The sequence below is a fragment of the Ruegeria sp. AD11(2025) genome (assembly GCF_056542405.1).
Genome location: NZ_JBQFZU010000007.1, coordinates 77,002 through 102,151, shown reverse-complemented (window position 1 = coordinate 102,151; position 25,150 = coordinate 77,002). Strand labels below are relative to the sequence as shown.

24 protein-coding genes are annotated in these 25,150 nt (G+C 60.5%); 6 read left to right on the top strand and 18 right to left on the bottom strand.

The features are described from left to right. Position 1 precedes the first annotated feature (1 nt). The 6 genes from ACR1XY_RS09080 to ACR1XY_RS09055 are packed head-to-tail and all read right to left on the bottom strand — an operon-like array spanning position 2 to position 7,487. Positions 2-1,453, bottom strand: a complete 1,452-nt coding sequence (locus ACR1XY_RS09080; RefSeq protein ID WP_480592364.1) for an aldehyde dehydrogenase family protein — start codon at positions 1,451-1,453, stop codon at positions 2-4. A gap of 32 nt (positions 1,454-1,485) precedes the next feature. Beyond that, on the bottom strand, positions 1,486-3,084 hold the full coding sequence (locus ACR1XY_RS09075) for an ABC transporter ATP-binding protein (RefSeq protein ID WP_480592362.1): 1,599 nt from the start codon (positions 3,082-3,084) through the stop codon (positions 1,486-1,488). After that, positions 3,081-3,896, bottom strand: coding sequence for an ABC transporter permease (locus ACR1XY_RS09070; RefSeq protein ID WP_480592360.1), 816 nt, complete (start codon positions 3,894-3,896; stop codon positions 3,081-3,083). Before ACR1XY_RS09070 ends, ACR1XY_RS09075 begins: the two co-directional genes overlap by 4 nt. Next, positions 3,893-4,840 carry an ABC transporter permease gene (locus ACR1XY_RS09065; RefSeq protein ID WP_480592358.1) on the bottom strand — a complete coding sequence of 316 codons (948 nt, stop codon included), beginning with the start codon at positions 4,838-4,840 and terminating at the stop codon, positions 3,893-3,895. The genes ACR1XY_RS09070 and ACR1XY_RS09065 overlap by 4 nt, the downstream gene beginning before the upstream one ends. 40 nt (positions 4,841-4,880) lie before the next feature. Next, on the bottom strand, positions 4,881-5,945 hold the full coding sequence (locus tag ACR1XY_RS09060) for a ligand-gated ion channel (protein ID WP_480592356.1): 1,065 nt from the start codon (positions 5,943-5,945) through the stop codon (positions 4,881-4,883). 54 nt (positions 5,946-5,999) lie between these two features. Next, complete coding sequence (locus tag ACR1XY_RS09055) at positions 6,000-7,487, bottom strand: ABC transporter substrate-binding protein (protein ID WP_480592354.1); 1,488 nt, start codon at positions 7,485-7,487, stop codon at positions 6,000-6,002. 171 nt (positions 7,488-7,658) lie between these two features. Here ACR1XY_RS09055 and panB point away from each other — a divergent pair, with 171 nt between their 5' ends. From panB to glpK, 3 genes are all read left to right on the top strand, one after another. After that, positions 7,659-8,498 (top strand): 3-methyl-2-oxobutanoate hydroxymethyltransferase, encoded by an 840-nt coding sequence (gene panB, locus ACR1XY_RS09050; protein WP_480592352.1) that lies wholly within the window; start codon positions 7,659-7,661, stop codon positions 8,496-8,498. Further along, positions 8,495-9,337, top strand: coding sequence for a pantoate--beta-alanine ligase (gene panC / locus ACR1XY_RS09045; RefSeq protein WP_480592350.1), 843 nt, complete (start codon positions 8,495-8,497; stop codon positions 9,335-9,337). Before panB ends, panC begins: the two co-directional genes overlap by 4 nt. A gap of 67 nt (positions 9,338-9,404) precedes the next feature. Then, on the top strand, positions 9,405-10,883 hold the full coding sequence (glpK, locus tag ACR1XY_RS09040) for a glycerol kinase GlpK (protein WP_480592348.1): 1,479 nt from the start codon (positions 9,405-9,407) through the stop codon (positions 10,881-10,883). A 13-nt stretch (positions 10,884-10,896) separates the two neighbouring features. On the opposite strand, the gene smpB is transcribed toward glpK, so the two are convergent. The 10 genes from smpB to ACR1XY_RS08990 form a co-directional block, all read right to left on the bottom strand. Beyond that, positions 10,897-11,379: an SsrA-binding protein SmpB gene (smpB, locus tag ACR1XY_RS09035; protein WP_170326303.1), complete on the bottom strand. Its 483-nt coding sequence runs from the start codon at positions 11,377-11,379 to the stop codon at positions 10,897-10,899. Positions 11,380-11,426: 47 nt separating this feature from the next. After that, entirely contained in the window at positions 11,427-11,969 is a 543-nt protein-coding gene (gene idi, locus ACR1XY_RS09030) for an isopentenyl-diphosphate Delta-isomerase (protein ID WP_480592346.1), read from the bottom strand. Positions 11,970-12,177: 208 nt separating this feature from the next. Further along, on the bottom strand, positions 12,178-12,591 hold the full coding sequence (locus tag ACR1XY_RS09025; RefSeq protein WP_480592344.1) for a c-type cytochrome: 414 nt from the start codon (positions 12,589-12,591) through the stop codon (positions 12,178-12,180). Positions 12,592-12,704: 113 nt separating this feature from the next. Next, positions 12,705-13,721 carry a P1 family peptidase gene (locus ACR1XY_RS09020; protein ID WP_480592342.1) on the bottom strand — a complete coding sequence of 339 codons (1,017 nt, stop codon included), beginning with the start codon at positions 13,719-13,721 and terminating at the stop codon, positions 12,705-12,707. A 9-nt stretch (positions 13,722-13,730) separates the two neighbouring features. Beyond that, positions 13,731-14,477 (bottom strand): SDR family oxidoreductase, encoded by a 747-nt coding sequence (locus ACR1XY_RS09015; protein WP_480592340.1) that lies wholly within the window; start codon positions 14,475-14,477, stop codon positions 13,731-13,733. Positions 14,478-14,531: 54 nt separating this feature from the next. Continuing rightward, positions 14,532-14,951, bottom strand: coding sequence for an alternative ribosome rescue aminoacyl-tRNA hydrolase ArfB (gene arfB, locus ACR1XY_RS09010; protein ID WP_480592338.1), 420 nt, complete (start codon positions 14,949-14,951; stop codon positions 14,532-14,534). A 263-nt stretch (positions 14,952-15,214) separates the two neighbouring features. Continuing rightward, on the bottom strand, positions 15,215-15,859 hold the full coding sequence (locus tag ACR1XY_RS09005; RefSeq protein WP_480592336.1) for a queuosine precursor transporter: 645 nt from the start codon (positions 15,857-15,859) through the stop codon (positions 15,215-15,217). Positions 15,860-15,950: 91 nt separating this feature from the next. Beyond that, positions 15,951-16,832 (bottom strand): esterase-like activity of phytase family protein, encoded by an 882-nt coding sequence (locus ACR1XY_RS09000; RefSeq protein WP_480592334.1) that lies wholly within the window; start codon positions 16,830-16,832, stop codon positions 15,951-15,953. Continuing rightward, positions 16,805-17,668, bottom strand: coding sequence for a penicillin-insensitive murein endopeptidase (gene mepA, locus ACR1XY_RS08995; RefSeq protein WP_480592332.1), 864 nt, complete (start codon positions 17,666-17,668; stop codon positions 16,805-16,807). The genes ACR1XY_RS09000 and mepA overlap by 28 nt, the downstream gene beginning before the upstream one ends. Further along, positions 17,665-19,032: an MFS transporter gene (locus ACR1XY_RS08990; protein WP_480592330.1), complete on the bottom strand. Its 1,368-nt coding sequence runs from the start codon at positions 19,030-19,032 to the stop codon at positions 17,665-17,667. Before ACR1XY_RS08990 ends, mepA begins: the two co-directional genes overlap by 4 nt. Before the next feature lie 130 nt (positions 19,033-19,162). On the opposite strand from ACR1XY_RS08990, the gene ACR1XY_RS08985 reads away from it, so the two are divergent. From ACR1XY_RS08985 to yaaA, 3 genes are all read left to right on the top strand, one after another. Further along, positions 19,163-19,450, top strand: coding sequence for a YggT family protein (locus ACR1XY_RS08985; RefSeq protein WP_170329719.1), 288 nt, complete (start codon positions 19,163-19,165; stop codon positions 19,448-19,450). A gap of 78 nt (positions 19,451-19,528) precedes the next feature. Continuing rightward, entirely contained in the window at positions 19,529-21,568 is a 2,040-nt protein-coding gene (gene recQ / locus ACR1XY_RS08980) for a DNA helicase RecQ (protein ID WP_480592328.1), read from the top strand. A 33-nt stretch (positions 21,569-21,601) separates the two neighbouring features. Then, the gene (gene yaaA, locus ACR1XY_RS08975; protein WP_480592326.1) at positions 21,602-22,372 is read left to right on the top strand and encodes a peroxide stress protein YaaA; all 771 of its coding nucleotides are present in this window, start codon (positions 21,602-21,604) and stop codon (positions 22,370-22,372) included. Here the strand turns inward: yaaA and ACR1XY_RS08970 are convergent. After that, a complete protein-coding gene (locus tag ACR1XY_RS08970; protein ID WP_480592324.1) occupies positions 22,363-22,821 on the bottom strand; it encodes a VOC family protein in 459 nt (152 codons plus the stop codon). The two genes, yaaA and ACR1XY_RS08970, sit on opposite strands and share 10 nt — an antisense overlap. A 9-nt stretch (positions 22,822-22,830) precedes the next feature. Further along, positions 22,831-25,038, bottom strand: a complete 2,208-nt coding sequence (locus ACR1XY_RS08965; RefSeq protein ID WP_480592322.1) for a response regulator — start codon at positions 25,036-25,038, stop codon at positions 22,831-22,833. Positions 25,039-25,150 lie beyond the last annotated feature (112 nt).

The window sequence follows — 25,150 nt, the reverse complement described above, 5'->3', positions numbered from 1 at the left end:
CCTAACCATGGCGTGCTGCCACAGTTTTTAGCTGCGAGAACCCGTAAAGGGCCTCGAACCCTTTCTCGCGGCCATGGCCTGACTTACCCACTCCACCGAACGGCAATTCGACGCCTCCGCCGGCGCCGTAGTTGTTGATGAACACCTGACCCGAGCGCAGACGTTTCGCCAACCGCATCTGCCGTGCACCATCGCGGGTCCAGATGCTGGCGACCAGTCCGTAATCGGTGTTGTTGGCAATCCGAACCGCTTCTTCCTCGGTGTCGAAGGGGATCAGAACCTGCACCGGGCCGAAAATCTCGTCGCGTGCCAGCACGTGGTCCGGGGGAACATCCGCAAAGAGCGTCGGCCGCACATAAGCACCTTCGGCCGGGGCATGGTCAACGATCTGCCCCAGCCCCGCGATGCTCAGATCAGAGCCCTGGATCAGAAATCCGGTCACGATCTCTTTCTGCCGGGTCGAGATCAGCGGACCAACCCGTAAATCCTCTTGCGCCGGGCCAATGGTCAGGTCGGCATAGGCCGCCGCCATTCGGGCCTTGACCTGCTCATACACGCCGCGTTGCACCAGAATGCGGGACGAGGCAGAACAGGTCTGCCCCGCGTTCTGAATGCCTGCATTCACCAGAAACGGCAGCGCGGCGTCCAGATCGGCATCGTCAAACACCAGTTGCGGGGATTTCCCGCCCAGTTCCAGCGTCACCGGCACCACATTGCGCCCTGCTGCTTGCTGAACCAGCGCCCCCGTCGCGACCGAGCCGGTAAACGAGATGTGGTTGACACCGGGATGTCCGGACAGCGCCGCCCCGGCCTCGGCCCCCAGTCCGGGCACCACGTTCAACGCGCCCGCAGGCAAGCCGGCCTCCTGCGCCAGATGGGCAAAGGCCAGCGCGGTCAGACAGGCCTCTTCCGCCGGTTTCAATACACAGGCATTGCCCATTGCCAGCGCCGCCCCGACCGAGCGGCCAATGATCTGCATCGGGTAGTTCCACGGGACGATATGGCCGGTCACCCCATGCGGCTCGCGCAGGGTATAGACGGTGTATCCATCCAGATAGGGGATGGTATCGCCCATCACCTTGTCCGCGGCCCCACCATAAAACTCGCAATACCGCGCCAAAGCGACTGCATCGGCGCGCGCCTGCGTTAGTGGTTTGCCCACATCCATTGCCTCGATCTGCGCCAGATCTTCCACTCTTTCCAGCACCAATTGGCCCAGTCGGGTCAGGATGCGCCCCCGCTCCAACGCTGATTTGCGCCCCCAATCGCCATCCAATGCGGATTGCGCGGCCTGCACAGCGGCGTCAATATCCGCCGCGTCTCCGCGCGCAATCCGGCAAATCTCGGACCCGTCAGACGGGTTGATCAACGAAATGTCTGCCTGCAACTGGGGGCTGACCCACCTACCACCGATCAGACACAGGCCGGGATTGAACCAGATGGGGTTGGGCATTTGGGCCTCCTTTCAAGGTCTATTAAAAGGCTTTATGCGACAATCCTGCCGATTTCCGGCAAGCGGGGCGCAGCTTCGATCAGGGTTCGGGTATAGACGTGTTGCGGATCGGCAAAGACCTGTTCCGTTTCGCCCTGTTCAACGATCTTTCCCGCCTGCATCACCATCACCCGGTCGGTGATCGTGCGCACAACGCTCAGGTCATGACTGATGAACAGATAGGTCAGGTCATAGGTCGCGCAAAGCTCGGCCAGCAGGTCGAGGATCTGCGCCCGGACCGAGACGTCCAGCGCCGAAACCGCCTCATCAAACAGGATCAGTTCGGGGCGGATGATCAGGGCGCGGGCAATGGCGATGCGCTGCCGTTGCCCGCCCGAGAATTCGTGGATGTACTTGCCCGCGTCGTCGGGACTGAGCCCTACGGCCGTCAGCATCTCGGCGATGCGGTCCTGACGTTCGGACCCGGTGGGCGGCGTCTCCAGCAGGTGAAAGGGTTCGGTGATCAGACGGGCCACACGGTGACGCGGGTTGAAGCTGCCATAGGGGTCCTGAAATACCACCTGCATCTTGCGGCGCACGACCGGGTTCGGCCTGTGTCCAGAGAATACCGGCTGCCCGTCCAAGCGGATTTCGCCGCTCTGCACCTCTTCCAACCCCAAAATGGTCCGTGTTAGGGTCGATTTTCCACAGCCGGATTCACCCACCAAGCCCAGACGCTCCCCTTTTTTGAGAGTAAAGCTGACCCCGTCCACCGCGCGGTGATGCCCCGATGTGCCAAACAGGCCCCTGCGGGGCAGACGGTAGTCGCGGATGACCTGTGTCACCTCAAGCAGAGGGTGTTGGTTTGCGGTATCGGGCAGCGTCACCTGATGGCCCGAGGCTTCGAACAGCATCCGCGTATAAGGGTGCTGCATATTGCGCAGCAGGTCGGCGGTTGCGCCGCTTTCAACCACTTCTCCGCGGCGCATCACTACAATCCGATCAGCCATATCGGCAACCACCGCGAGATCATGCGTGATCATCAGCAAACCCATACCATATTCGCGCACCAACCCTGTGAGCAGGTCGAGGATCTGCGCCTGTGTGGTCACGTCCAGCGCCGTTGTCGGCTCATCCGCGATCAACAGTTTGGGGCGCAAGGCGATGGCCATGGCGATCACCACGCGCTGGCGCTGACCTCCAGACAACTCATGCGGATAGCGGGACAGCGGAAAGCGGTCAGGCGGCAGGCCGACGCGGGTCAAAACCTCTTGCGCGCGTAACAGCGCCTGGGCGCGCGGCATTGCCTTGTGGATCAGGATCGTCTCCATCACCTGATCTCCGATGGTCTTGACCGGGTTCAGCGCGGTCATCGGCTCTTGGAAGACCATCCCGATCGACGCCCCGCGCAGGGCGCACATCTCGGCCTCGGGACGGTTCAGCAGGTCCTGTCCCTCCAGTCGGATCGCGCCCTGTGTTTCCGCTCCGTTCGGTAACAATTTCATCACGGCAAAGGCGGTCATCGATTTGCCCGAGCCGCTTTCCCCGGTCACGGCCATAATCTGACCAGCGTCGATGGACAGGCTGACCTGTTTCAGGATTTCCGCGCCATGGATCGTCAGCGAGAGGGTATCTATCTGCAGCAAACTCATACCCGCGCCACCCGTATCCGAGGGTCCAACCAGTCGCGCAGCCCGTCGCCCAATAGGTTCAACCCCAACACCGTGACAATGATCGCCAATCCCGGAATCAGAGCCAAATGCGGGGCAAAACTGACCATTGTCTGCGCATCGGCCAGCATTCGGCCCCAGCTGGGTGTGGGCGGTTGCGCGCCAAGGCCGACATAGGACAGCCCGGCCTCGGCCAGTATCCCCAGCGAGAATTGAATGGTCCCCTGAACGATCAGCAGGTTCGCCACATTGGGCAGGATATGCTCGGCCGATATCCGCGCTGCCCCCTTGCCCGAGACACGGGCGGCGAGGATGAATTCCCGCTCCCACAATGACAGTGCAGCGCCGCGGGTGATGCGGGCGAAAACGGGGATGTTATAGATGCCGATGGCGATGATGGCGTTGATCGCTCCGGCGCCGAAGACGGCGGTGATCAGGATGGCAATGACCAGTGAGGGGAAGGCAAAGACCAGATCATTGCCGCGCATGATCACTTCGTCCGGCCACGACCCCTTGCGCGCCGCAGCGGTCAGACCCAGAGGCACGCCTAAGCCGATGCCAATGCCCACCGCCACCAGCGCCACCGCAATCGACGTGCGCGCACCGACCATGATCATCGAAAACATGTCGCGCCCGAAATGGTCCGTGCCGAACCAGTGCTGCGCATTGGGCGGTTGCAGTTTATTGGGGATATCCAATGCCGCGTAATCATAGGGCGTCCAGACAAAGGACACCAAGGCCGCCAGCAGAACCAGCGAGGACAACACCGTGCCAAGGATCAGGTTGCGGCTCATGTCCGGCTCCTTAGCCTTGGATCGACGGCGGCATAAGCCAGATCGACCAGAAAATTCACCGTGATGACAGCAAAGACCAGCAGCATGACGACCGATTCCACCACGATCAGATCGCGCGCGGAAATGGCCTGAAACACCAGCCGCCCGAGGCCGGGCAGGTAGAACACCTGCTCGATGATAATCGAACCCGCCAGCAGGAACGAAAACTGCAGTCCAATAATGGTCAGCACCGGGATCAGAGCGTTGCGCACGCCGTGACGCCACAGCGCCTGACGGCGCGACAGCCCCTTGGCGCGGGCGGTGCGCAGGAAATCCTCACCCAGAATGTCCAACAGCGAAGACCGCATGACCCGTGCCAGTATCGCCGCTTGCGGCAAGGCCAAAGCGATGGCGGGCAGGGTCAGCGAGTGCAGACCGCTCCAGACGCCCTGATTCCAGCCCGCGAACCCCCCTGCATTGAACCAACGCAGGTTGATGGCAAAAACCAGCACCAGCATCATCGCAAACCAGAAATTCGGCACGGCAATGCCCAGCTGAGTCGCCCCCATCACCGTCAGGTCGCCGGGCTTGCCCCGGCGCGCGGCGGCGTAAATCCCGGTGGGAAAGGCGATCAGGGTGGACATTGTCAGCGCATACAGCGCCAGCGGCAAAGACACCCACAGCCGATCCGCGATCATCTGCGACACCGGCGAGCGATAGGTATACGAGGTGCCAAAATCTCCGACCAGCATCCCGCCGACCCAGTTGAAATACCGCTGCGCCTTTGAGACGTCCAACCCAAGTTCAGACCGCAACGCGGCCAGAGTATCTTCCTGCGCATTCACCCCTAACATGAACGAGGCCGGATCACCCGGCGCAACCTCGATCACCGCAAAGATGACGACCGAAGCGACGATAAGGCTGATCAGCAGTGAAATCAGGCGTTTGAGGGCATAGCGCAGCATTGGGGCCACGTTAGGCACACATCCCGCGCGGGTCCAGCGCCTATGGCGCCAGAAGATAGATGAAAACCGCGTAGACGACGATGGCGCCGTACCCCAAAGGGTAAATCCATTTGATCGCGTAGTTGTCCAGCTTTCTGGCCCCGTCTTCGCGCCCAATCACTTTCATTTTGCGCAAGGCGACGTTGAACACGATCAGCGCACCGGTCATCAGGAACATGCATTGCAGGATGAAATCCAGAAAGGTCAGGTAACCCAGCTTGGGCAAATCGGCGGAGATGGCCCAGTTGAAGGCCACGAAGACCAGCAGATTGCCCCCGGCGATCTCGATCCGGCGGCGGTATTCGTCAAGGAAAAACAGCGCCCAGCCGACAGTGATCAGAACCAGCATCGGCAGGAAGACCCGGATCACGTAGTAGGTCAGATGCCGCTTGCCCTCGAAGGCCAGCGCGACCTGATCACTGTCCCGACCGGACAGGCCGATCACTGTCGAATGTTCGACCCGGGCGTTGTCCAGTATCCACTCTTCCTCGCCCAGCAAATCGCCAAGGCCCGAGTACTCCTCGAGTGGGTAAAAGGTCACGTATTCGGACGGAAAGACCGAAACAACCTCGAAATAGAAGTCCTGCGTGTCAAACGGGTATTTGCGGAAATCGAAATGCGGCGCTTGCAAGGTCAACGAGGATTTCTCGACATAGACCACATGCCCATCATGGCGCAGCGAGGCCGCGGATTCGTGGATCCATTTGTTGGATTGCTGGTTGTGGATGACAAACGCAGGCACAACCGCGCCAAGACCCCGCGCATGGTCAGCCAAGGCCGGTGGGTTGAAGACCTGAATCTCGCGCCCGACCTCATCGCGATCAAAAGCCAAAGCGGGGTCAGTCCATTCAGCCCGCAGAACAACGACGGCGCCATAGTTCTCGGCCTTCTGATCGACGCTTGTGACCTGATCGATGCGAATGCCGATCCCCACCTGCAGCGGGTTTTCCGGCGTACCGACCAGCGGTCCCACCCCGCCTTCCAGCCCGTATTGCGCCTGCACCTTACCGCCCGATGCAAGGAGGCAGGCAACAGCAACAACACTCAGGATACGGACCAGGTTCATCGTCAAACTTATTCTAGATCGGAACGCCAGGGCCGATCGCGGCCCCGGCACGGTTTATTCTGACCAGCTGATCTGGGTCAGATCGATCGCGGCGGTCGGCGCGTTCTCCCACAGGCCCTGAACACCTGCCTTGGCGATCCCCAGCTTGGGCAGTTGGAACAGATAACCGTTGACGAAATCAGTCGAGATCAGCCGCTGCATGTCGCCCAGCAGCTTCTTGCGCTCCTCCGGGTCGGTAGTGGCGTTCAGCGTCTCCATCAACGTCTGGGCATCAAGGCTGTCATACTGGAAGTAATAATCCGGACGCGCATAGATACCGATATCCATCGGCTCGGTATGGCTGATGACGGTCAGGCCGTAATCCTTGCCTTTGAACACCGATTCCAGCCACTGCGCCCATTCCACGTTGATGATCTCGGCCTTGATACCGACCTCGGCCAGTTGCGCGGCGATGACCTCGCCACCGCGGCGGGCATAAGAGGGCGGCGGCAAGTGCAACGTGGTCTCGAACCCCTCTGCATATCCCGCATCAGCCAGCAGTTCGGCCGCCTTTTTCGGGTCATGGGCCGAGGTTCCGGTCATATCGACATAAGCCGGATTGTGCGGTGCGAAATGAGTACCGATCGGGGTGCCGTATCCAAACATCGCACCGTCAATGATCGCCTGCCGGTCGATGGCATGAGCCAGCGCCTGCCGCACCCGGATGTCATCAAAAGGAGGCTGCTTGTTGTTGGTCGACAGGATTGTTTCACCCTCGGTCGAACCAACCAGCACCTGAAAGCGCGGATCAGCCTCGAACTGAGGCAGGTTTTCCGGCGCCGGGAAGTTGTCGAATACGTCCACATCCTCGGCCATCATGGCGGCGAAGGCGGCGGTCGGGTCTGAGATGAATTTGAACGTAGCAGTCTCTAATGCAGGCTGTTCACCCCAATAATCCGGGTTCTGGATCAGCGTGATACTGTCGCCCTGCACCCAGTTGCCAAAGGTGAAGGCACCGGTTCCTACGGGGTTGGTCTTGATGTTCTCGATGCTTTCGGGGGACACGATCACCGCATCGCCCCAAGCCATATTGAACAGGAAATTACCGTTCGGCTCGGACAGGGTGACCTTGACGGTCAGCGGATCGACCACCTCGACGCTTTCGATTCCGGCAAACAGCGCCTTTTGCGCGTTGGCGCTGTCTTCGGCACTGGCGCGATCGAGGCTGAACTTGACATCCTCGGCATCCATGGCGGCGCCATCATGGAAGGTCACGCCGTCGCGCAGCTTGAAGGTATAAACTGTTCCGCCCTCGGAAATCTCCCAGCTTTCGGCCAGCCCGGGAACGACCGAGCCATCGCCCATGAACCGGGTCAGCCCTTCGAAGATATTGGTGTACACCACCGAATCGATGGCCTGTGCCGCGGCGCTGGTCGGGTCCAGATGCGGCGGCTCCAACTGCAGCGCAATTGTGATATCCGATTTGGCCCAAGCCTGGCCAGCAATCAGGCTGGCGCCCACTGCCAGCGCCGAGACAAAGGTCCGAAACGTCTGCTTTGTCATAAAAATATCTCCCCGTTTCAAATGGGTGACCCGGCGTTTTTTCGGGCCGTTCTACGGGTAATGTCCCTTTAAACCTAAGGTCATTCAAGGAAATGTTCGCGCAACCGGGGTTTCTATAACCTTGTTCAATCTGCTATGCCGCGCTGCAACATGAACCCCGGAGGAGCGAGCATGAGCGCGACCGCCCATAAAAAGGCCCCAAACGCCGAGGACATCCGTGCCCGAAAAGGGGGCACGCCTCTGGTCAGCCTGACCGCCTATACCACGCCGATGGCGCGGCTGATGGATACGCATTGCGACTTTGTTCTGGTGGGTGACAGTGTGGGCATGGTTTTGCACGGGCTGGAGTCGACGCTTGGCGTGACGATGGAGATGATGGTGATGCACGGCCAGGCCGTTTCGCGTGGCTTGGACAAGGCGATGATGGTCATCGACATGCCCTTTGGCAGTTATGAACACTCTCCGGCGGACGCGTTCCGCAATGCCGCGCGCCTGATGGCGGAAACCGGCGCAGGCGCGGTCAAGCTGGAGGGCGGCGTTGAGATGGCCGAGACCATCCGCTTTCTGGTCAAGCGCGGCATCCCGGTCATGGCGCATATCGGTCTGACACCGCAGTCGATCAACACGCTGGGCGGCTACAAGGTGCAGGGCCGGGACGAACAGGCACTGACCGTGCTGTCCGACGCCCGCGCCGTGGCCGAGGCTGGCGCGTTTTCCGTTGTGCTTGAGAAGGTGCCGCAGGGTCTGGCCGACCGGATCACGTCAGAGGTCGCGATTCCGACCATCGGCATCGGGGCCTCTGCTGGCTGCGACGGGCAGATTCTGGTGGTTGACGACATGGTGGGCTTTTTCACCGCCTTCAAACCGAAATTCGTCAAACGCTATGCCGAGTTGGGCCCGCAGGCCGAGGCCGCCATCGCCGAATACGCCGCCGAAGTGCGCGCCCGCGCCTTTCCGGCCGACGAACATGTGTTCGCGGATCAGGCGCCCTCCAAAGGGCCCAAGACATGACTGCCCCTATCTTGCGTCGCCTTGCCGACCTGCGCGCGCTGACAACTGAATGGCACCGCGACGGTGAAACCATCGGCGTTGTCCCCACTATGGGCGCTCTGCATCAGGGGCACCTGTCTCTGGTCAAGGCCGCAAAGGCCGGTACTGGCCGTGTCATCGTGACGATCTTTGTGAACCCCAAACAGTTCAACAACCCTGAAGATCTGGCCAAATACCCACGTACCGAGAATGAAGACGCGCAGAAACTGGCCCCTTTCGGTGTCGACGCGATCTATGTACCCGAGCCCGAAGAGATTTATCCGCGGGGTTTTGCCACCAATGTGTCCGTCGCAGGCCTGACCGATGTGATGGAGGGTGAATTCCGCCCCGGTCACTTTGACGGCGTCGCCACCGTGGTCGCCAAACTGTTTCTGCAAACGCAAGCGGACAGAGCCTATTTCGGGGAAAAAGACTTTCAGCAATTGATGATCGTCCGCCGTATGGCGCGCGACTTGGATATTCCCGTCGAGGTGATCGGCTGCCCCACCGTTCGCGAGCCCTCGGGTCTGGCGATGTCGTCGCGCAACCTGCTTCTGTCGCCCGAAGGGCTGGCGATTGCCGCCAATAAGCACCGGATCATGCAAGGTCTGGTTCAGTCGTTGAAAGCCGGTGCTGCATTTGACGCATTGGCCGCGCGGGCCGAGACCGATTTGCTGGCTGCAGGTTTCGCACAGGTTGAGTATATCAACCTGCGCTGCGCGGAAACGCTAGAGCCTTTGACCCATGCCGATCGTCCCGCGCGACTGTTCGCAGCGGCTTGGGCGGATGGGGTCCGGCTGATTGACAACATTCCTGTCTGAACGCTCTGGCCCCAGCGCCGATGTTTGCGCTAAAGTCCCGCAAAACCAAACGGGAGGGGCGCGAGGGATGACCTATATTCTCGCCATTGATCAGGGCACCACATCATCACGGGCCATTTTGTTCGACGCTGACATGCAGCGCGCAGGCACCGCACAGCACGAGTTTACCCAGTATTTCCCGCAGGAGGGCTGGGTCGAGCACGATGCCGAGGAAATCTGGGAAAGTGTCCTGCGCGTCTGCCGCGAGGTGATCAAGAGTACCGGCGTCACCCCCGATCAGATCGCGGGCATCGGCATCACCAACCAGCGTGAAACCACCGTCGTCTGGGACCGCGCCACCGGCACGCCGATCTACAACGCTATCGTCTGGCAGGACCGCCGCACCGCCGAGATATGCGCGCGCTACAAGCAGGCGGGGTGTGAGGATGACGTGACCGCCCAGACCGGCCTGCTGCTGGACCCCTATTTCTCGGGCACCAAGGTGAAATGGCTGCTGGACAATGTGCCGGGCGCCCGCGACCGCGCCGAGGCCGGAGAGCTGATGTTCGGCACCATCGACTGTTTCCTGATCTGGCGCCTGACCGAGGGGCGCAGCCACGCCACCGACGCCACCAACGCCGCCCGCACCCTGCTGTTCGACATTCACAAGGGTGAATGGAGCGCCGAGATCTGTGACCTGTTGGACGTACCGATGAACATGCTGCCTGAGGTGCACGATTGCGCATCGGATTTCGGAAATACGACCCTAATAGGAGGCAACATCCCTATTCTGGGCGTGGCCGGGGACCAACAGGCCGCCACCATCGGTCAGGCCTGTTTCCAGCCGGGAATGATGAAATCCACCTATGGCACCGGCTGTTTTGCCCTGCTGAACACCGGGGACGAGCCGGTTGAATCGAAAAACCGCCTGCTGACCACAATTGCCTATCAGCTGGACGGCAAGCGCACCTATGCACTGGAAGGATCAATCTTTGTGGCCGGGGCTGCCGTGCAGTGGCTGCGCGATGCGTTGCAGATCATCGATTCGGCTCCCGAAAGCGGTGAACTGGCGCAACAGGCCGATCCGAACCAGCATGTGGTGCTGGTGCCCGCCTTTACCGGCCTCGGTGCGCCTTATTGGAAGCCTGACTGCCGGGGTGCGGTGTTTGGCCTGACCCGCAATTCGGGTCGTGCGGAATTCGCCAAGGCCACGTTAGAGAGCATCGCCTACCAGACCCGCGACCTGTGGCACGCCATGCAGGGCGACTGGGGCGCCGAAACCGGCGTGACCCTACGCGTCGATGGCGGCGCCAGCGCTTCGGACTGGGCAATGCAAGGTTTGTCGGACTATCTCGGCGCCGAGGTCGACCGCCCCGTTATGCAGGAAACCACTGCATTGGGCGCGGCGTGGCTGGCAGGGATGCGCGCAGGCGTTTACCCGGATCAAAAGGGATTTGCAGTAACCTGGGCGCTGGATCGTCGGTTTGAACCGGAACTATCTGCCGAGCAACGTGATGCCGCCTATGACCGCTGGAAACGCGCCGTTTCGGCGGCGATGGCGTTCTGAAACCGGCGAAGGATCAGCTGTGATCCTTCATAAGCCGCTGTTTCTGACGTGACCAGTCGCGTTTGGCCTGCGTCTCACGCTTGTCGTGCAGCTTCTTACCCTTGGCGATGCCGATCTTCAGCTTTGCCCGGCCCTTGTGATTGAAATACAGAACCAGCGGCACCAGCGTCATGCCCTTGCGCTGGGTCGCGTTCCACAGGTTGGCCAGTTCCTTGCGCGACACCAGCAGCTTGCGGCGGCGGCGTTCTTCATGCTTGAACACCTTCGCCTGCTCATACGGCGCAATATAGCTGTTGATCAGCCACAGCTCACCGTCATCGACCGAGGCATAGCTTTCTGCAATGTTCGACCCGCCGGCGCGCAGGGATTTGACCTCGGACCCTTCCAGCACAATACCGCACTCGATATCGTCCTCGATCGCGTAATCGAAGCGCGCTCGCCGGTTTTCGGCGATGACTTTGTAATTCGGGTCTGAGTTCTGCTTTTGCTTGGCCATGACGCGTTGATTTAGGCGGCTTGGGCGCCCCTTGCAAGCCGTAGCGGTCAGGTCTTGGCCGAGATGATCAGATCGGGACCGAAAATCGTGTCCGAATGGTTGTGCAAATAGATCTTCAGCCACGGCGTAAACCGCGTCGGATGACGCTGCACTTCGGCCAGCAGATCGTGATAGTCGATCCAGCGGATATCCATCACTTCGTCCGGATTAGGCTCGATTTCCAGCGGGCCACGCACATGGGCAAGGAATACATCGACCACCTCATGCTCGACCATGTTGTTGCCAACATCGGCGTGATATTCCAGCCGGTGACGATACTCGGGATAAAGCCCGGTGATGCCCAGTTCCTCACGCAAGCGACGCACCGCGCATTCCGAGGGCGTCTCGCCCCAATCGGGATGGGTGCAGCAGGTATTCGCCCACAGGCCCGGCGTGTGATATTTGCCCATCGCCCGGCGCTGCAACAGAATCTCGGTGCCGCGGACAACGAAGACAGACACAGCCTTGTGTCTGAGGCCCTTTTCATGCGCCTCAAGCTTGTCCACGGGGGTCAATTCGCCATCAACCCAGGCCGGGATCATAATTCCCATCTGTCGTCTCCTGCTGCCGATCTGTCTGAAGGGCCAAACGTTCGAAAGTAACTAAGGCCGGATCGGCTTGGCTTTGCGCGATCATGCGGGCAAGGCATGACGGGTCGCGCATACCCAAGGTGACGCTGATCTTTCCTGTTATCAAGCGCACGAAAGGCCGCAGGGGCTGCGGCCTTTTGTAACTTTAAGCGATGCGTGTCGTCAGGCGTTATTCGCCTGAAACGCTGACGATATAGGCATAGACGTCTTCGCCGCCGGACTTCAGCTTGAAGGTCATCTTGGACTTGGCGGCAGTGTCATCCAGATAGGTTTTCAGGAACGTCTTGGGGTCCTGCGCATATTCGACAAATGTGGTTTCGTCCCAAACCAGACCGTTTTCACCGGCCGCAACGATGCTGTCACCGTATTTGAAGCCTTCGACCGTGCCTGCGGTACGGCCTGCGATACCGTAAAGATTCGGGCCGGTCTTGCCGCCTTTGACGATTGCCTCGCCATCGGGGCTGGCGATTTGGTGACAGGACTTGCATTTGTTGAAGGTTTTCTTGCCGGCTTCGGCGTCACCTTCAGCATATACGGGTACGGCCAACAGGCCGACGATTGCGGTAGCGAGGATGCGATTCATAGCTTTTGCTCCGATACAAATTGGCTGCGCCGAATGGACCTTCGGTGCGGAAAAGAGTCAACGCGCAGATTGCCGCGCGAGTGCACTGTGCCACTGCGGCATAGTGGCAGTCCTTAACTTATGTCATGTGGCGCGGACCAACAGGGCAAAATATCGCCGATCTCCGGGGTCGCCAGGTAGATCGCCCGCGCGATGGCCCGCGCAAGGCAGACCGAGGCCGCATGGCCGATCAGCCCCAAATCCGATTCAACCGCGACCGGGTGCGCGCCTGTGCTGACCCCGAACACCAGATCACCATCGCCCGGCGTGTGGGCGGGCAGGATCGCCCGGGCAATACCATCATGCGCCGCCACCGCCAGCCGCTGGCATTGCGGTTTCGACAGTGCCGCATCGGTCGCCACAATGGCGATGGTCGTGTTCGCCTTGTCTGGGTCGGCCAGTCCCATGGCTTGTGCCTTGCGACTGGGAGCAGGCAGGCCCAGACCTGCGCCGGGATCTGGCCCTAATCCGCCAAACTCCTCGCCAAATTCAAAGGGCGCAGCCCAGAAATGGCGGTCGCCGGGCGTGGTGACGCTGCCCAGCGGGTTGGCGGCGACCAATGCGCCAACGGTGATCCCACTGTCCAGCACCAACGAGGCAGAGCCCAGACCGCCTTTGTGCCTGGAGGCCAAAGCTCCGGTACCCGCGCCTGCCGTGCCCAGCGCAAAGTCGGCAGCGGCGGTTTCAACAGCGGTCCGGCCAAGGGCACGATAAGGGTTTTCGGTCCAATCCTTGTCACCGCCATTCAGCAGATCGAACAGAATCGCACCGGGTACGATTGGCACCGCAGTGTCGCCAACCGGATACCCCCGGCCTTGCGCGCGCAATGCATCCGACACTCCGGAACAGGCATCCAGCCCAAAGGCCGACCCGCCGGACAAGGTTATCGCGTCAACTCGTGCGACCGTCTTGTCCGGTGCCAGCAGATCGGTTTCCCGCGTCCCGGGTGCCCCGCCCATGACATGAACCGACGCGACAAAGGCCTGATCTGACGTCAGGACGGTTGTCCCGGATTTCAACACATCGTCCTGGGCGTTCCCGACCAACAGACCGGCGACGTCGGTGATCAGGTTCCGGGATCCGGGGATCATGGGCGTACCTCAGATACAGCGGCCACCGTCGACCTCCAATGCCGCGCCGGTGATCATGCTGGCCTCGTCCGAGCACAGGAAACAGGCGGCGTTGGCCATGTCTTCGGGGGTGGAAAACCGGCCCAGCGGGATGGTCGCCAGGAATTTGGCGCGCATCTCGGGGGTGTCTTCGCCCATGAAGGATGTCAATAGCGGTGTTTCCCCGGCCACTGGGCAGATCGCGTTTACACGCACGCCCGAAGGGGCCAGTTCCACAGCCATGGTCTTGGTTGCGGTGATCATCCAGCCTTTGGAGGCGTTGTACCAGTTCAGGTTGGGGCGCGGCGACAGGCCGGCGGTCGAAGCCACATTCAGGATCGCCCCAGCCCCGCGCGCCTTCATCGCAGGCACCAAGGCCCGCGCGGTCAGGTAGACGGACTTCATATTCACATTGAAGACGCGGTCGAAGTCGTCCTCGGTAACCTCTTCCAGCGGCATCGGCAGGTGCGTGACCCCTGCATTGTTCACCAGAATGTCCAGATGCCCGAACCGGTCCCGCACAATGTCCGCCATCGCCTGCACCGAGGCTGCATCCGCGACATCCACCAACTGGGCAATCGCATTCGGGCCGAGTTGCCTGGCCTGTACCTCGGCAGCGTCGCCGTTGATATCTGCAATCATGACCCGGGCACCTTCGGACAGGAATTTCTGCGCAATCCCGGCACCAAAACCCGACGCGCCGCCGGTCACAATCGCGGTTTTTCCCTCTAACCTCATGATCTTGCTCTCCCTTGCCGGGCCAGACTAGCAAGGCGCGGCGAAACTACCAGATCAATCTTCCGCGATCTTGCCGCGCAGCGCCTTCACGTCCGAGCGCGCCTTTTTCGCTGCCAGCCGCCGCTTGACCGAGCCGTACGTGGGTTTGGTTGCAATCCGCCTCTTGGGTTTGACCAGCGCGCGGGTGATCAGCTCGGCCAAACGGGTGCGGGCAATCTCGCGGTTGCGGGCCTGACTGCGGGTTTCCTCGCATTGAATGATAATCGCACCATCCTTGGTCCAGCGTCGCCCTGCCAGCCGTTTCAGCCGCGATTTGACGGGATCGGGCAACGACGGAGAACGCGCCGCCTCGAATCGCAGTTCTACTGCCGTCGAGACCTTGTTCACGTTCTGCCCACCGGGACCGGAGGATCGCACAAAGCTCTCGGTCATCTCCCAGTCTTGCAGGGTAATATCGTCGGTAATGTTCAACATAGGCCGGACTTTACAACCCGCATGCAAAAACAAAAAGGGCCGCCCCGGCGGGACGGCCCTTCGAAAGTACAGGAGGTTGGGTCGGTTAGATCAATCGACCAGCCGAAGCGAACGCTCCGCCAAGGGCTGCCCTAACGGGCGATCCCCCCGGTTGTTCCGACACCTCGCTCCAATCTCTTTCTCGACACTGGATCACCTCCTTTTCTATCTGTTGCGGTTAACTTTGAGCCTGACACAAGATGCGCCATTCTCAAAGCACTTTTTTATGCAGGCTGAGCGCTCAACCGCGCAACGATAACTTTGAACGGGATCAGCGCGATCAGTGCCAGCAACAATTTCACCAGCCAGTCAGCGAATGCCAGCGTCACCCAAAGCGGCGCCATCGGGCCGGACAGCATGAAGGGCACGGGCTCCCACGCCCAGTTGATCGCGGCGTCTGCGTTGGCACCGAAGAACGTGACCGAGGCCGAGAAGGCGATTGTGAAAAACAGCGCTGTGTCCAGCGCCGAGCCGATCAGGGTCGAGACCAGCGGCGCGCGCCACCAGCGACCGCCGCGCATCGCGTTGAACACGGTTACATCGGTCAGCTGTGCGATCAGGAAAGCAGTACCCGAGGCCACGGCAATCCGCAGCGGTACCGCGGCATAGGTAAACCCGTCTCCCTGCAGCATGATCTGGCTGCCGATCAACGAGCAGATGACGCCAGTGATGAACCCGGCGAACACCACCTTACGGGCGGTGGCCACGCCGTAGACGCGGTTCATGATGTCTGTGACGAGGAAGGCCAGCGGATATGTAAAGGCACCCCATGTCAGCAGCCCGTCAAAGATCAGGAACTGGACCAGGATGTTCGAGGCCACAACGATAGAGGCCATGGCAATGATGCCGGGAATAAAGCTGCGTTGCATGTACAGATGCCCGTTTTAACAAGGTAGCGGCGACTTGGCTTCGGGCTCATCCCGAGGCAAGCCGTGCGTTTAGACCTTTGTCCGCCTCGAGTCAATCGGGCAGCAGGTATTCCACCAGTTCTGTCCGTTGCAGGGCCAGGAAGTTGTCATCCGAGATCATCGTGGCGCGCAGCCGCCCCTGATCATCCCGCCAGATCGAAAGCCCCTCGAGGTTGTCATGCGCTCCGGTCCCGGTTTCGAACAGGATTTCTTCGGCTTGAGGTATGTCATCGGTGATCTGCCATCGTCTGAGGCGCGATCGAAACCCAATCGCAGACACGGCACGTTCCAGAACATAGAGCCTGCCACCTGGTCCGAAATCAGCGGCGACAGGCAGGAACTTACCACGCGGCGGCAGTACAAATGGCAAAGACCATCCGCGACCATCCCAACGATAGACGGGAATATCGCCACGAACTGTACGGCTCTTTTCGGTCAGGGTGTAAAGCTGCCCATTGGTGTCAATCGCCAGCGCTTCGAACGATCCATTAGGTTGTAAAGCCCTAAAGTCCCTTGGTATCGGCAGAACCTGCGCTTTGGTTCCGGGCGCAGGATAGTAGGCAACGCGATGAATGCCTTCAAACGAGATGTAGAAACCACCATCCGGCGCAATGGCGAATCCCTCGGAATCTCCGGCGGTGCCAGTCATGCGTCGACCCTTGCTGGAAAGAACTGGCCAATGACCCAGAATCTCGACATCCATGATTTGGCCAGCGTCACGCTTGATCCGAGCAGACACCAATGTAGCCCGGTCACTAAGAGCGATCATGCGGTGTCCGTCATCGGAAATATGGATCGCCGAAAACCCGCCGAACCAGTCCGCAGTGTGCCGCCAGGCAAAGCTGTTCAGGTGCGTGGCCGTTTTGACCTCGACCGCCCAGACCGAACCGGCCAGCAGAACCGCAATCAGTTGGATTGCAAGACGGCTGCACATTGCTGGGGCAAATCAGCCAGAACATATTCCCGGCGTTTCTTGGGCGGCGGAGCGTTCGGATCGGGCGGTGGCGGGTTGAGGATATTGTTCACCCATTCCTGGGCCTGCGCGCAGCCATCTCCCTTGGGCGGCGGGTCCTGGTTGACACAGCCGCGCGAACCCTTGGGGCATTTCAAGCGCACATGGAAATGGTAGTGATGCCCCCACCATGGGCGGATCTTGCGCAGATAGGCTCGATTGCCTTTCTCATCTTTGCACATCTGCACTTTGGCACCGGGAAATACGAAAATCCGCGCCACGCGCTTGTCCTGGGCGGCTTCGCGCAGCACGGCATGGTGCTGCTTTGTCCAGTTACCGTTCACAAAAGCCCCGTTGGCGCGGCGCAGGGAAATCGACGAGATGTTCTCGCGCGCCTTGCGAGAAAGCCGCATGTTGTCGCCGGGCAGCATCCAGATATCGATGTCCAATCCCAATTGATGAGAACGGTGGCCGGATGTCATCGGCCCGCCGCGTGGCTGGCTGATATCCCCGACATAGAGACCATTCCACCCCGGTTGCCGGGCTGCGAACTTACTCAGGTCCTGCACATAATCGATCGCTTGCGGGTGCCCCCAGTTGCGGTTGCGCGACAGGCGCATGGCCTGCCATGTCGGCCCGGTTTCGGGCAGTTGCACTGACCCGGCGGCACATCCGCGCGAATAACTGCCGAACGCGGCCGGTTTTTGCTGTGAACTTTGTTTTTGCGCCCCGAACAATTGCTTGGCCAAGGGTTGCGCCCCCGCCATTCCTGCCCAAGTGATCGCGGCGAATATCGCCAAAAAACGTAGTAATATCATCTGCTCTGATCCCCTTCCGGCTTGACCCAGCGCATCAGGAATAAACCCAGAATAAACAACAGAATGATCGGTGACACCCCCAAGCGTGCACTGCCGGTGGTAGTTGTGGCAATCCCGATCAGCAAGGGCGCGGCAAAGGCGGTGGCGCGGCCCGACAAACCATACAAACCAAAGCTTTCGACAGGGGCTTGAGGATCGGTATGGCGCACCATCAGGGACCGGCTGGCCGATTGAAGGATACCCCCCATTCCGCCGATCAGCACACCGCAACCAAAGAACACCAGATCCGGCAGGCCCGATCCTTCGGGCAGCGCAATGCCGTAAATCTGTGTCCGATCCATCGACACGACGGTAATGCAGACGAAGATCAACACCCAGATTGCCACAAGAATGACCGGTTTAGGGCCGTATTTCTTATCCATCTTGCCGCCAATCCAAGCAAAGATGGCCGAGGCCAGAACGCTGACGATCCCGAACACACCGATCTTGATCAGGCCCCATTCCAGAACCAGCCGCGCATAAACGCCGCCAAAGCTGTAAAGTCCGTTCAGCGCATCGCGATAGAACATGGACGAGCCCAAATAGGTCGCCAGACTGACCCGATGGCGCAAGTCCGAGATGGATTTGCCAAGCAGGCGCAACGCCTCACCAAAGCTGCCCGTCTTATTGCTGTCCGGGTCATCGCGCACCCACAGGAAATACGGCACCATGAACAAGGCGAACCAACCGGCAGTGAACGGACCGACGAACCGAGTGCCCTCTTGCATGGCCGCGTCCAGCCCGAACATCGGGTCCATCCCGATCAGCGTTTTGCCGTTGGGCTGTTCGACAAACAACAACAGCATGATCGCCAGCGAGATCAGCCCGCCGAAATAGCCAAAGGCAAAGCCCGAGCCCGAGATCTCTCCGACCTCGTTGTCATCGCCCAGATCGGGCAGCTGCGAGTTGATGAAGATCAGCGCATATTCCGCGCCCACAAAGCCCAACCCAAAGGCCGACAGCATCAGCCACATGTTTGATCCATCGGGCATCGTGAACCACAGGGCGGCCGAGCCGACCGCATACATCACCGAAAAGGCGAATATCCAAGGAATGCGTCGCCCCGACACATCCGCCATCGCGCCCAGCAAAGGCGCCCCGAAAGCGATGATCAGCCCGGTGATCGTCAGGCAGTTGGCCCAAACCGTCTGCGCCCGCGCCGCCGCGGCCTGAGGCTCAAGCCCGGTGCCCGAGAAGTACCCCGCCGCTACACCGGCGAAATAGGGGCCGAAAACAAAGGTGACCAAAAGGGTGTGATACGGTTGACTGGCCCAGTCGAAAAACCACCAGCCCCAAATGCGCTTGCGCTTGGAAATCTCTGCCATAACCGCCCCTGATTATCGTTGTGTTCATAAGACGGGGGTTTGCCCCGTTTCGCAAGCGTTCTGTTGGCGCGGGCTTGCTCTTTGATGCGGGGGCGCTTAGGTCTCGTCAGACGAGTATTCTGGAGGCCCCATGCTGTCGCTGATCCAAATTCTGCTGCTGATCCTGGACATTGTCTGGTTCATCATCCTGGCCCATGTGATCATGAGCTGGCTGATCAACTTTCAGGTGCTCAACCTGCATCAACAGCTGGTCGCGCAAATCTGGTACGGCCTCAACCGGATATTAGAGCCTATATATGGCCCGATCCGCCGCTTTCTGCCCGCGATGGGCGGGCTGGACCTGACGCCTCTGGTGGTGCTGGTTGGCGTTTACGCGCTGCGGATCATTCTGATCAACAATATGGTCTATTTCGTCTGACCTCTTGTTCACCGAATCTTAGTATGTGATTGTCCTGTCTTAAGAGCAGATAAACCTTAAAACAGGGCAACCCCGCACATGTTCGACGCCGCACCAATGCTGCGAGATGTCTTTGGATTCGACGATTTCCGACCCGGTCAGGAAGAGATTGTCGACGCCGTGACCGCAGGCGAAAACGTGCTGGCGATCATGCCGACCGGCGGTGGTAAATCCCTGTGTTATCAGTTACCTGCCCTGTTGCGCGACGGGGTGACGGTGGTTATCTCTCCGCTGATCGCCTTGATGCGCGATCAGGTGCGCGGGTTGCAGGAATCCGGTGTCGAGGCCGGGGCGCTGACCTCGGGCAATACTCCCGAAGAGACCGATGCGGTGTGGGAGGCGTTGGAAGCCGGGCGGCTGAAACTCCTCTACATGGCCCCCGAACGTCTGGCCGCCGGGTCAGCCCTGGGGATGCTGCGCCGGATCAATGTCAGCCTGATCGCCGTGGACGAAGCCCATTGCGTCAGCCAATGGGGCCATGATTTCCGCCCTGATTATTTGCGGATCGGAGAGTTGCGGCGGGCGCTGAGTGTACCTCTGGCCGCTTTCACTGCAACGGCGGATGCGGAAACGCAGGATGAGATCGTCGAAAAGCTGTTCGACGGCACTGCGCCACGCAAGTTTCTGCGCGGATTCGACCGGCCAAACATCCATCTGGCCTTTGCCGCAAAGGATGGTCCACGCAAGCAGATTCTCGACTTCGCCGCCGCCCGCAAAGGGCAATCGGGCATCGTCTATTGCGGCACCCGCAACAAGACCGAGGTGCTGGCCCAGGCCCTGCGCGCCGAAGGCCACGTGACATGTCACTATCACGGTGGGATGGATCCCGAAGACCGCCGTATCGTTGAGGCCCGTTTCGCTCGCGAAGACGGCCTGATCGTCGTCGCCACCGTTGCCTTTGGCATGGGCATCGACAAACCCGATATCCGTTGGGTTGCCCACGCGGACCTGCCCAAATCCATCGAGGCTTACTATCAGGAAATCGGCCGTGCTGGGCGCGACGGCGGACCCGCCGAAACCCTCACCCTGTTCGGCCCCGATGACATCCGCCTGCGCCGGTCGCAAATCGACGAGGGGCTCGCCCCGCCCGAACGCCGCATGGCCGACCACGCAAGGCTGAACGCTCTGCTGGGATTGGCTGAGGCGTTGGAATGCCGCCGTCAGACTCTGTTGGGCTATTTCGGTGAACAGGCCGAACCCTGCGGAAAATGCGATCTGTGTGACACCCCTCCTGAAGTGTTCGACGGCACCACCCCGGTCCGCATGGCCCTTTCCGCGATCCTGCGGACCGAGGAATGGTTCGGTGCAGGCCATCTGATCGACATCCTGTCGGGCAACGAAACCGACAAGATCCGCGCGCGCCGTCATGACAGCCTGTCCACCTGGGGCATCGGCAAGGACTGGTCGCGCCCGCAATGGCAGGCGATCTTCCGGCAGATGATGGGTCACGATCTGGTGCGCCCGGACCCCGAACGCCACGGTGCCCTGCGCATGACCGAGGCCGCCAAGCCGATCCTGAAAGGCGAAGCCCAGATCAACCTGCGCAAGGACACAATCCGAAAGGCCACCCGCCGACCTGCCGTTAAAATGATGGTGTCCGAAGAAGACGCGCCGCTGCTGAGCGCGCTCAAGGCCAAACGCCGCGCGTTGGCAGAAAGCGCGCGCGTGCCGGCCTATGTCATTTTCCCTGACCGCACCCTGATCGAAATGGCAAAAAACCGGCCCGTAACGCTGGATGATATGGCCCGCATCGGTGGCGTCGGCGCGAAAAAGCTGGAACGCTATGGCGATACCTTCCTTGAAGTGGTCGCCGGTGCCGTCGAGGCCGTGCACCCCGCCCGCCGCAAGCTGGCCGGGCGCGATCAGGGCGAGATTTACGACCGGCTGCTTGAGGTTCAATCGCAACTGTCGCGCGGCCCCGACGGGATCGACAAGCCGCTGACCTGCTCGGCCTCGCAACTGGCCAAGGTCGCGCAGTTGCGGCCCGACGATCCACGCGGGTTGGAACAGGTTCTGGGCGACCGCCGTCACGAAAGGTTTGGCGCCGCGTTTCTGGACGTGTTGCAACAGGCGAGCTAGATACCGCGGGACAGGCAAGAAACGAGGGCGGATATGCTGGTAGTGATTTCCCCGGCCAAACGGCTGGACTGGGCAGAGCGGGACGTCGAGGTCACGCAGCCCGACTTTCAGGACGACGCGATCCGGCTGTCGAAAACCGCCCGCAACCTGACGCTGGCTGATCTGAAGAAACTGATGGACCTGAGCGATGATTTGGCGCGCCTGAACCGCGACCGGTACCGCGCTTTTTCCGATACCCCTGAAGCGTATGTGACCCGCCCCGCCGCGCTGGCCTTTGCGGGCGATACCTATCAGGGGTTGGAAGCGGCGTCACTGGACGCGGATGAAATGGCCTGGGCACAGGATCACCTTCGTATTCTGTCCGGCCTATACGGCGTACTGCGCCCGCTGGACGCGATACAGGCGTATCGGCTTGAAATGGGCAGCAGGCTGAAAACCCGGCGCGGCAAGAACCTGTACGAATACTGGCGCGATCAACTGAGCAAGGCGCTGAACGCACAAGGGGCCGTGGTCAACTCGGATGTTCTGGTGAACTGCGCCAGTCAGGAGTATTTCGGCGCGGTCGATTCGAAGGCACTGAAACTGCGGGTGATCACGCCGGTCTTCATGGAAGACAAGGCAGGCACCCCCAAGATCGTCAGCTTCTTTGCCAAGAAGGCGCGCGGTGCCATGGCACGCTACATCATCCAACACCGCCTGACCGATCCCAAGAGCCTGCTGGATTTCGACACCGGAGGATATGAATACCGCCCCGTGCTGTCGGAAGACGACAAACCCGTCTTCGTACGCCCCTATCAGGCCTGATCCAACATCGACGGGTTAAAGGCGACCAATTCGACCGTATTGCCCTCGGGGTCTTCAGTGAAAATGCCGCGCCATCCGATCCAGCCAAACTGTTCGACGCGGTAAGGCTGGCCGATCTTGTCATACCAGCACATCACTGCCGCTTGCTCATCGAAAGGCAGGGAAAGCGCGATGTGATGCAGCGACGATCCGGCACCGGTCGTGGGCTTGTCTGCACCGGTCGGGTGCAGCCCGGGCCGCGGGGCGGCCATGTGATGGAATAGGGCCAGCACTTGCGTGTGCCCGTCAAACCCTTCGGCGATGCGAAAAAAGGTGATGGCGCTGTTGTGGTCACCGGTCAGGCGTTCCAACCCGATCACGTTTTCATAAAACTCAACCATTGCGCCCATATCCGCGCAACGAATGGCAATCTCGCCCAAAGCACGGGGGTGAAATCCACGGTCTGACATGGCATCAGGCTAGCTGGCCGTTGCGTCTTCGGCAATGATGGGTAAGGCTTCCTCGGGCTGATGATCCAGGATCATCCGATGGATTTTCAGTTTCTGCAGCGGTTTGGTCAGATAATGATCCAGCCCCGCCGCCAGGATACCTTGATCATCCCCGGCCATGGCATGAGCGGTCAGAGCCACTATCGGCACATGCCGCCCTGTTGCGACCTCACGCCGCCGGATTTCTGCCGTGGCCTGTTTGCCATCCATCCTGGGCATCGAGATATCCATGAATATCAGGTCCGGATCGAAATCCTGATGCCTGTCCAACGCCTCGACCCCGTTGCCCGCGAATTGCAGGTCGATGTTCAGATCCTTGACCATCTTTTGCAGGATCAGCTGATTGGTCCGGTTGTCCTCTGCCGCCAGCACGCGCATCTGCCGTTGACGTTCGCCGGGCTGCGCAGGCGGGGTCTTAGGTACCTCCGGCCCAAAGTTCGGCATAGCAGAGGCCCGTCCCAGCATGGCCAGGCGCGAATACAGTTCGGCCCGGGGGATGGGTTTCTGCAACACCCCCTCGATCAAATGGCGCGCCGGGTTTGCGTGGATGACCCCCGGATTGGCCGACATCACCACCACCGGCAAATCGCCCCATCCCCTGTCCTTGAGCGTGGCCGCCAGTTCCAGCCCGTCCATATCCGGCAGATCGTGATCGCACAGCAGCAGATCCACACTGCCATCGACGGCGGCCAGCGCTTCACTGCCTGAAGCGCAGACGGTGACCCGCGACCCCAACCGCCCCAGCTGCTTTGACAGAATGGCCCGGTTCACCGCCAGATCCTCGACCACGATCACATGGCGCAAACGGCCCGCAAGGTCGGGTGGTGTGGGCTGAGGCCCCTCGACTGTGGGCAAGGAGATACGGAAGCCGAAACACGATCCCTGCCCCGGTTCGCTTTCGACCCAGACCGTGCCCCCCATCAGCGCGACCAGACGTTTGGTGATGGCCAGCCCCAGCCCGGTGCCCTCAAATTCGCGGTTTTTCGCGTCTTCGACCTGATTGAATTCACCAAAGATGTGCCCGATCTTGTCGGCCTCGATACCGATACCGGTATCTTCGATCGCCACGTGGATATCGCAGGTATTCATGTCTGCATTCGGCACCCCGGTCACACGGATCAACACGTGCCCCTCGGAGGTGAACTTGACCGCGTTGCCCACCAGATTGGTCAGCACCTGCCGAACGCGGCCTGGATCGCCCACAAACAGGGTCGGCAGAAACAGGTCATAGTCGACCAGCAGCGACATCCCCTTGTCGCGCACGCTGGGTTGCAACAGCATCACGACTTCAAGAATGCAGCGTTCGAAATCGAACTGCTCGGGGTGCAGGATCAGCTTGTCGGCCTCGATCTTCGAGTAATCCAGCACGTCGTTGATGATCACCAGCAGCGCCTCGCCCGAGTTGCGGATGGTGTTGAGATAATGGCGCTGCTCCTCGTCCAGCGGGGTTTCCGACATCAGCTCGGTCATTCCGACAATGCCGTTCATCGGCGTTCTGATTTCGTGGCTCATATTGGCCAGAAAGGCGGATTTGGCCCGGTTTGCGGCCTCGGCCCGTTCGCGCGCGGCGTTCAGTTCAGCCTCGTGCCGGACCGAGGCGGTGATGTTCAGGCCCAGGCTGACCACATCGCCGCCGTTGCCGCGCTGGTCGATCATCTTGAAATACTCACCATTCCACAGTTTGACCACCACCGAATCCGGTTGCGGCTGCGCCCAACGGTCCAGCATTCTGGCCTGCCAATCCGCCGCCGTCTCAGCGCCTGTGTCGATCAACCCTTCATCGGTCAGTATCTCAAGAATGCGCCCATAGGATATCCCCGGCTCCACTTCATCCAGCCCGTCAAACAGGCTGAAGTATGTCGCGTTGGCCCCGATCAGGCGGTTTTCATGGTCAAAGAAGGCAAAACCGTCCTGAATGGTCTGCATCGAATGCCACAGGCGGCGCTCGGCTACCTCGATCTTGGCGTTGGCTTCTGTCAGGTCGGATTTGACCTTTTCATTCTCATCCCGGACAGTTTCAACCTCGGCCTGGGTTTCGTCGATGCGTTTGGTCAGCGCCATTGCGTGCAGGCCCAGTTGGCGATTGGCTGCCGAAAGCTCGGCCTGTTTCATCGCCAGCAGACGTTCGGCCGCCAATCGCGCGCGCCGTTCCTGTGCCAGTTTGTTTGCAAGACTCATCTTTGGTGATCCCGGACCATTGCGCGACCAGCATCCGGGCAGAGCGTGAAAAAGTGTTTAAGCAGTTGCCCGATCCGCGCGCCCCATGTCAGAGTTTTGAAAACCGGAGGTT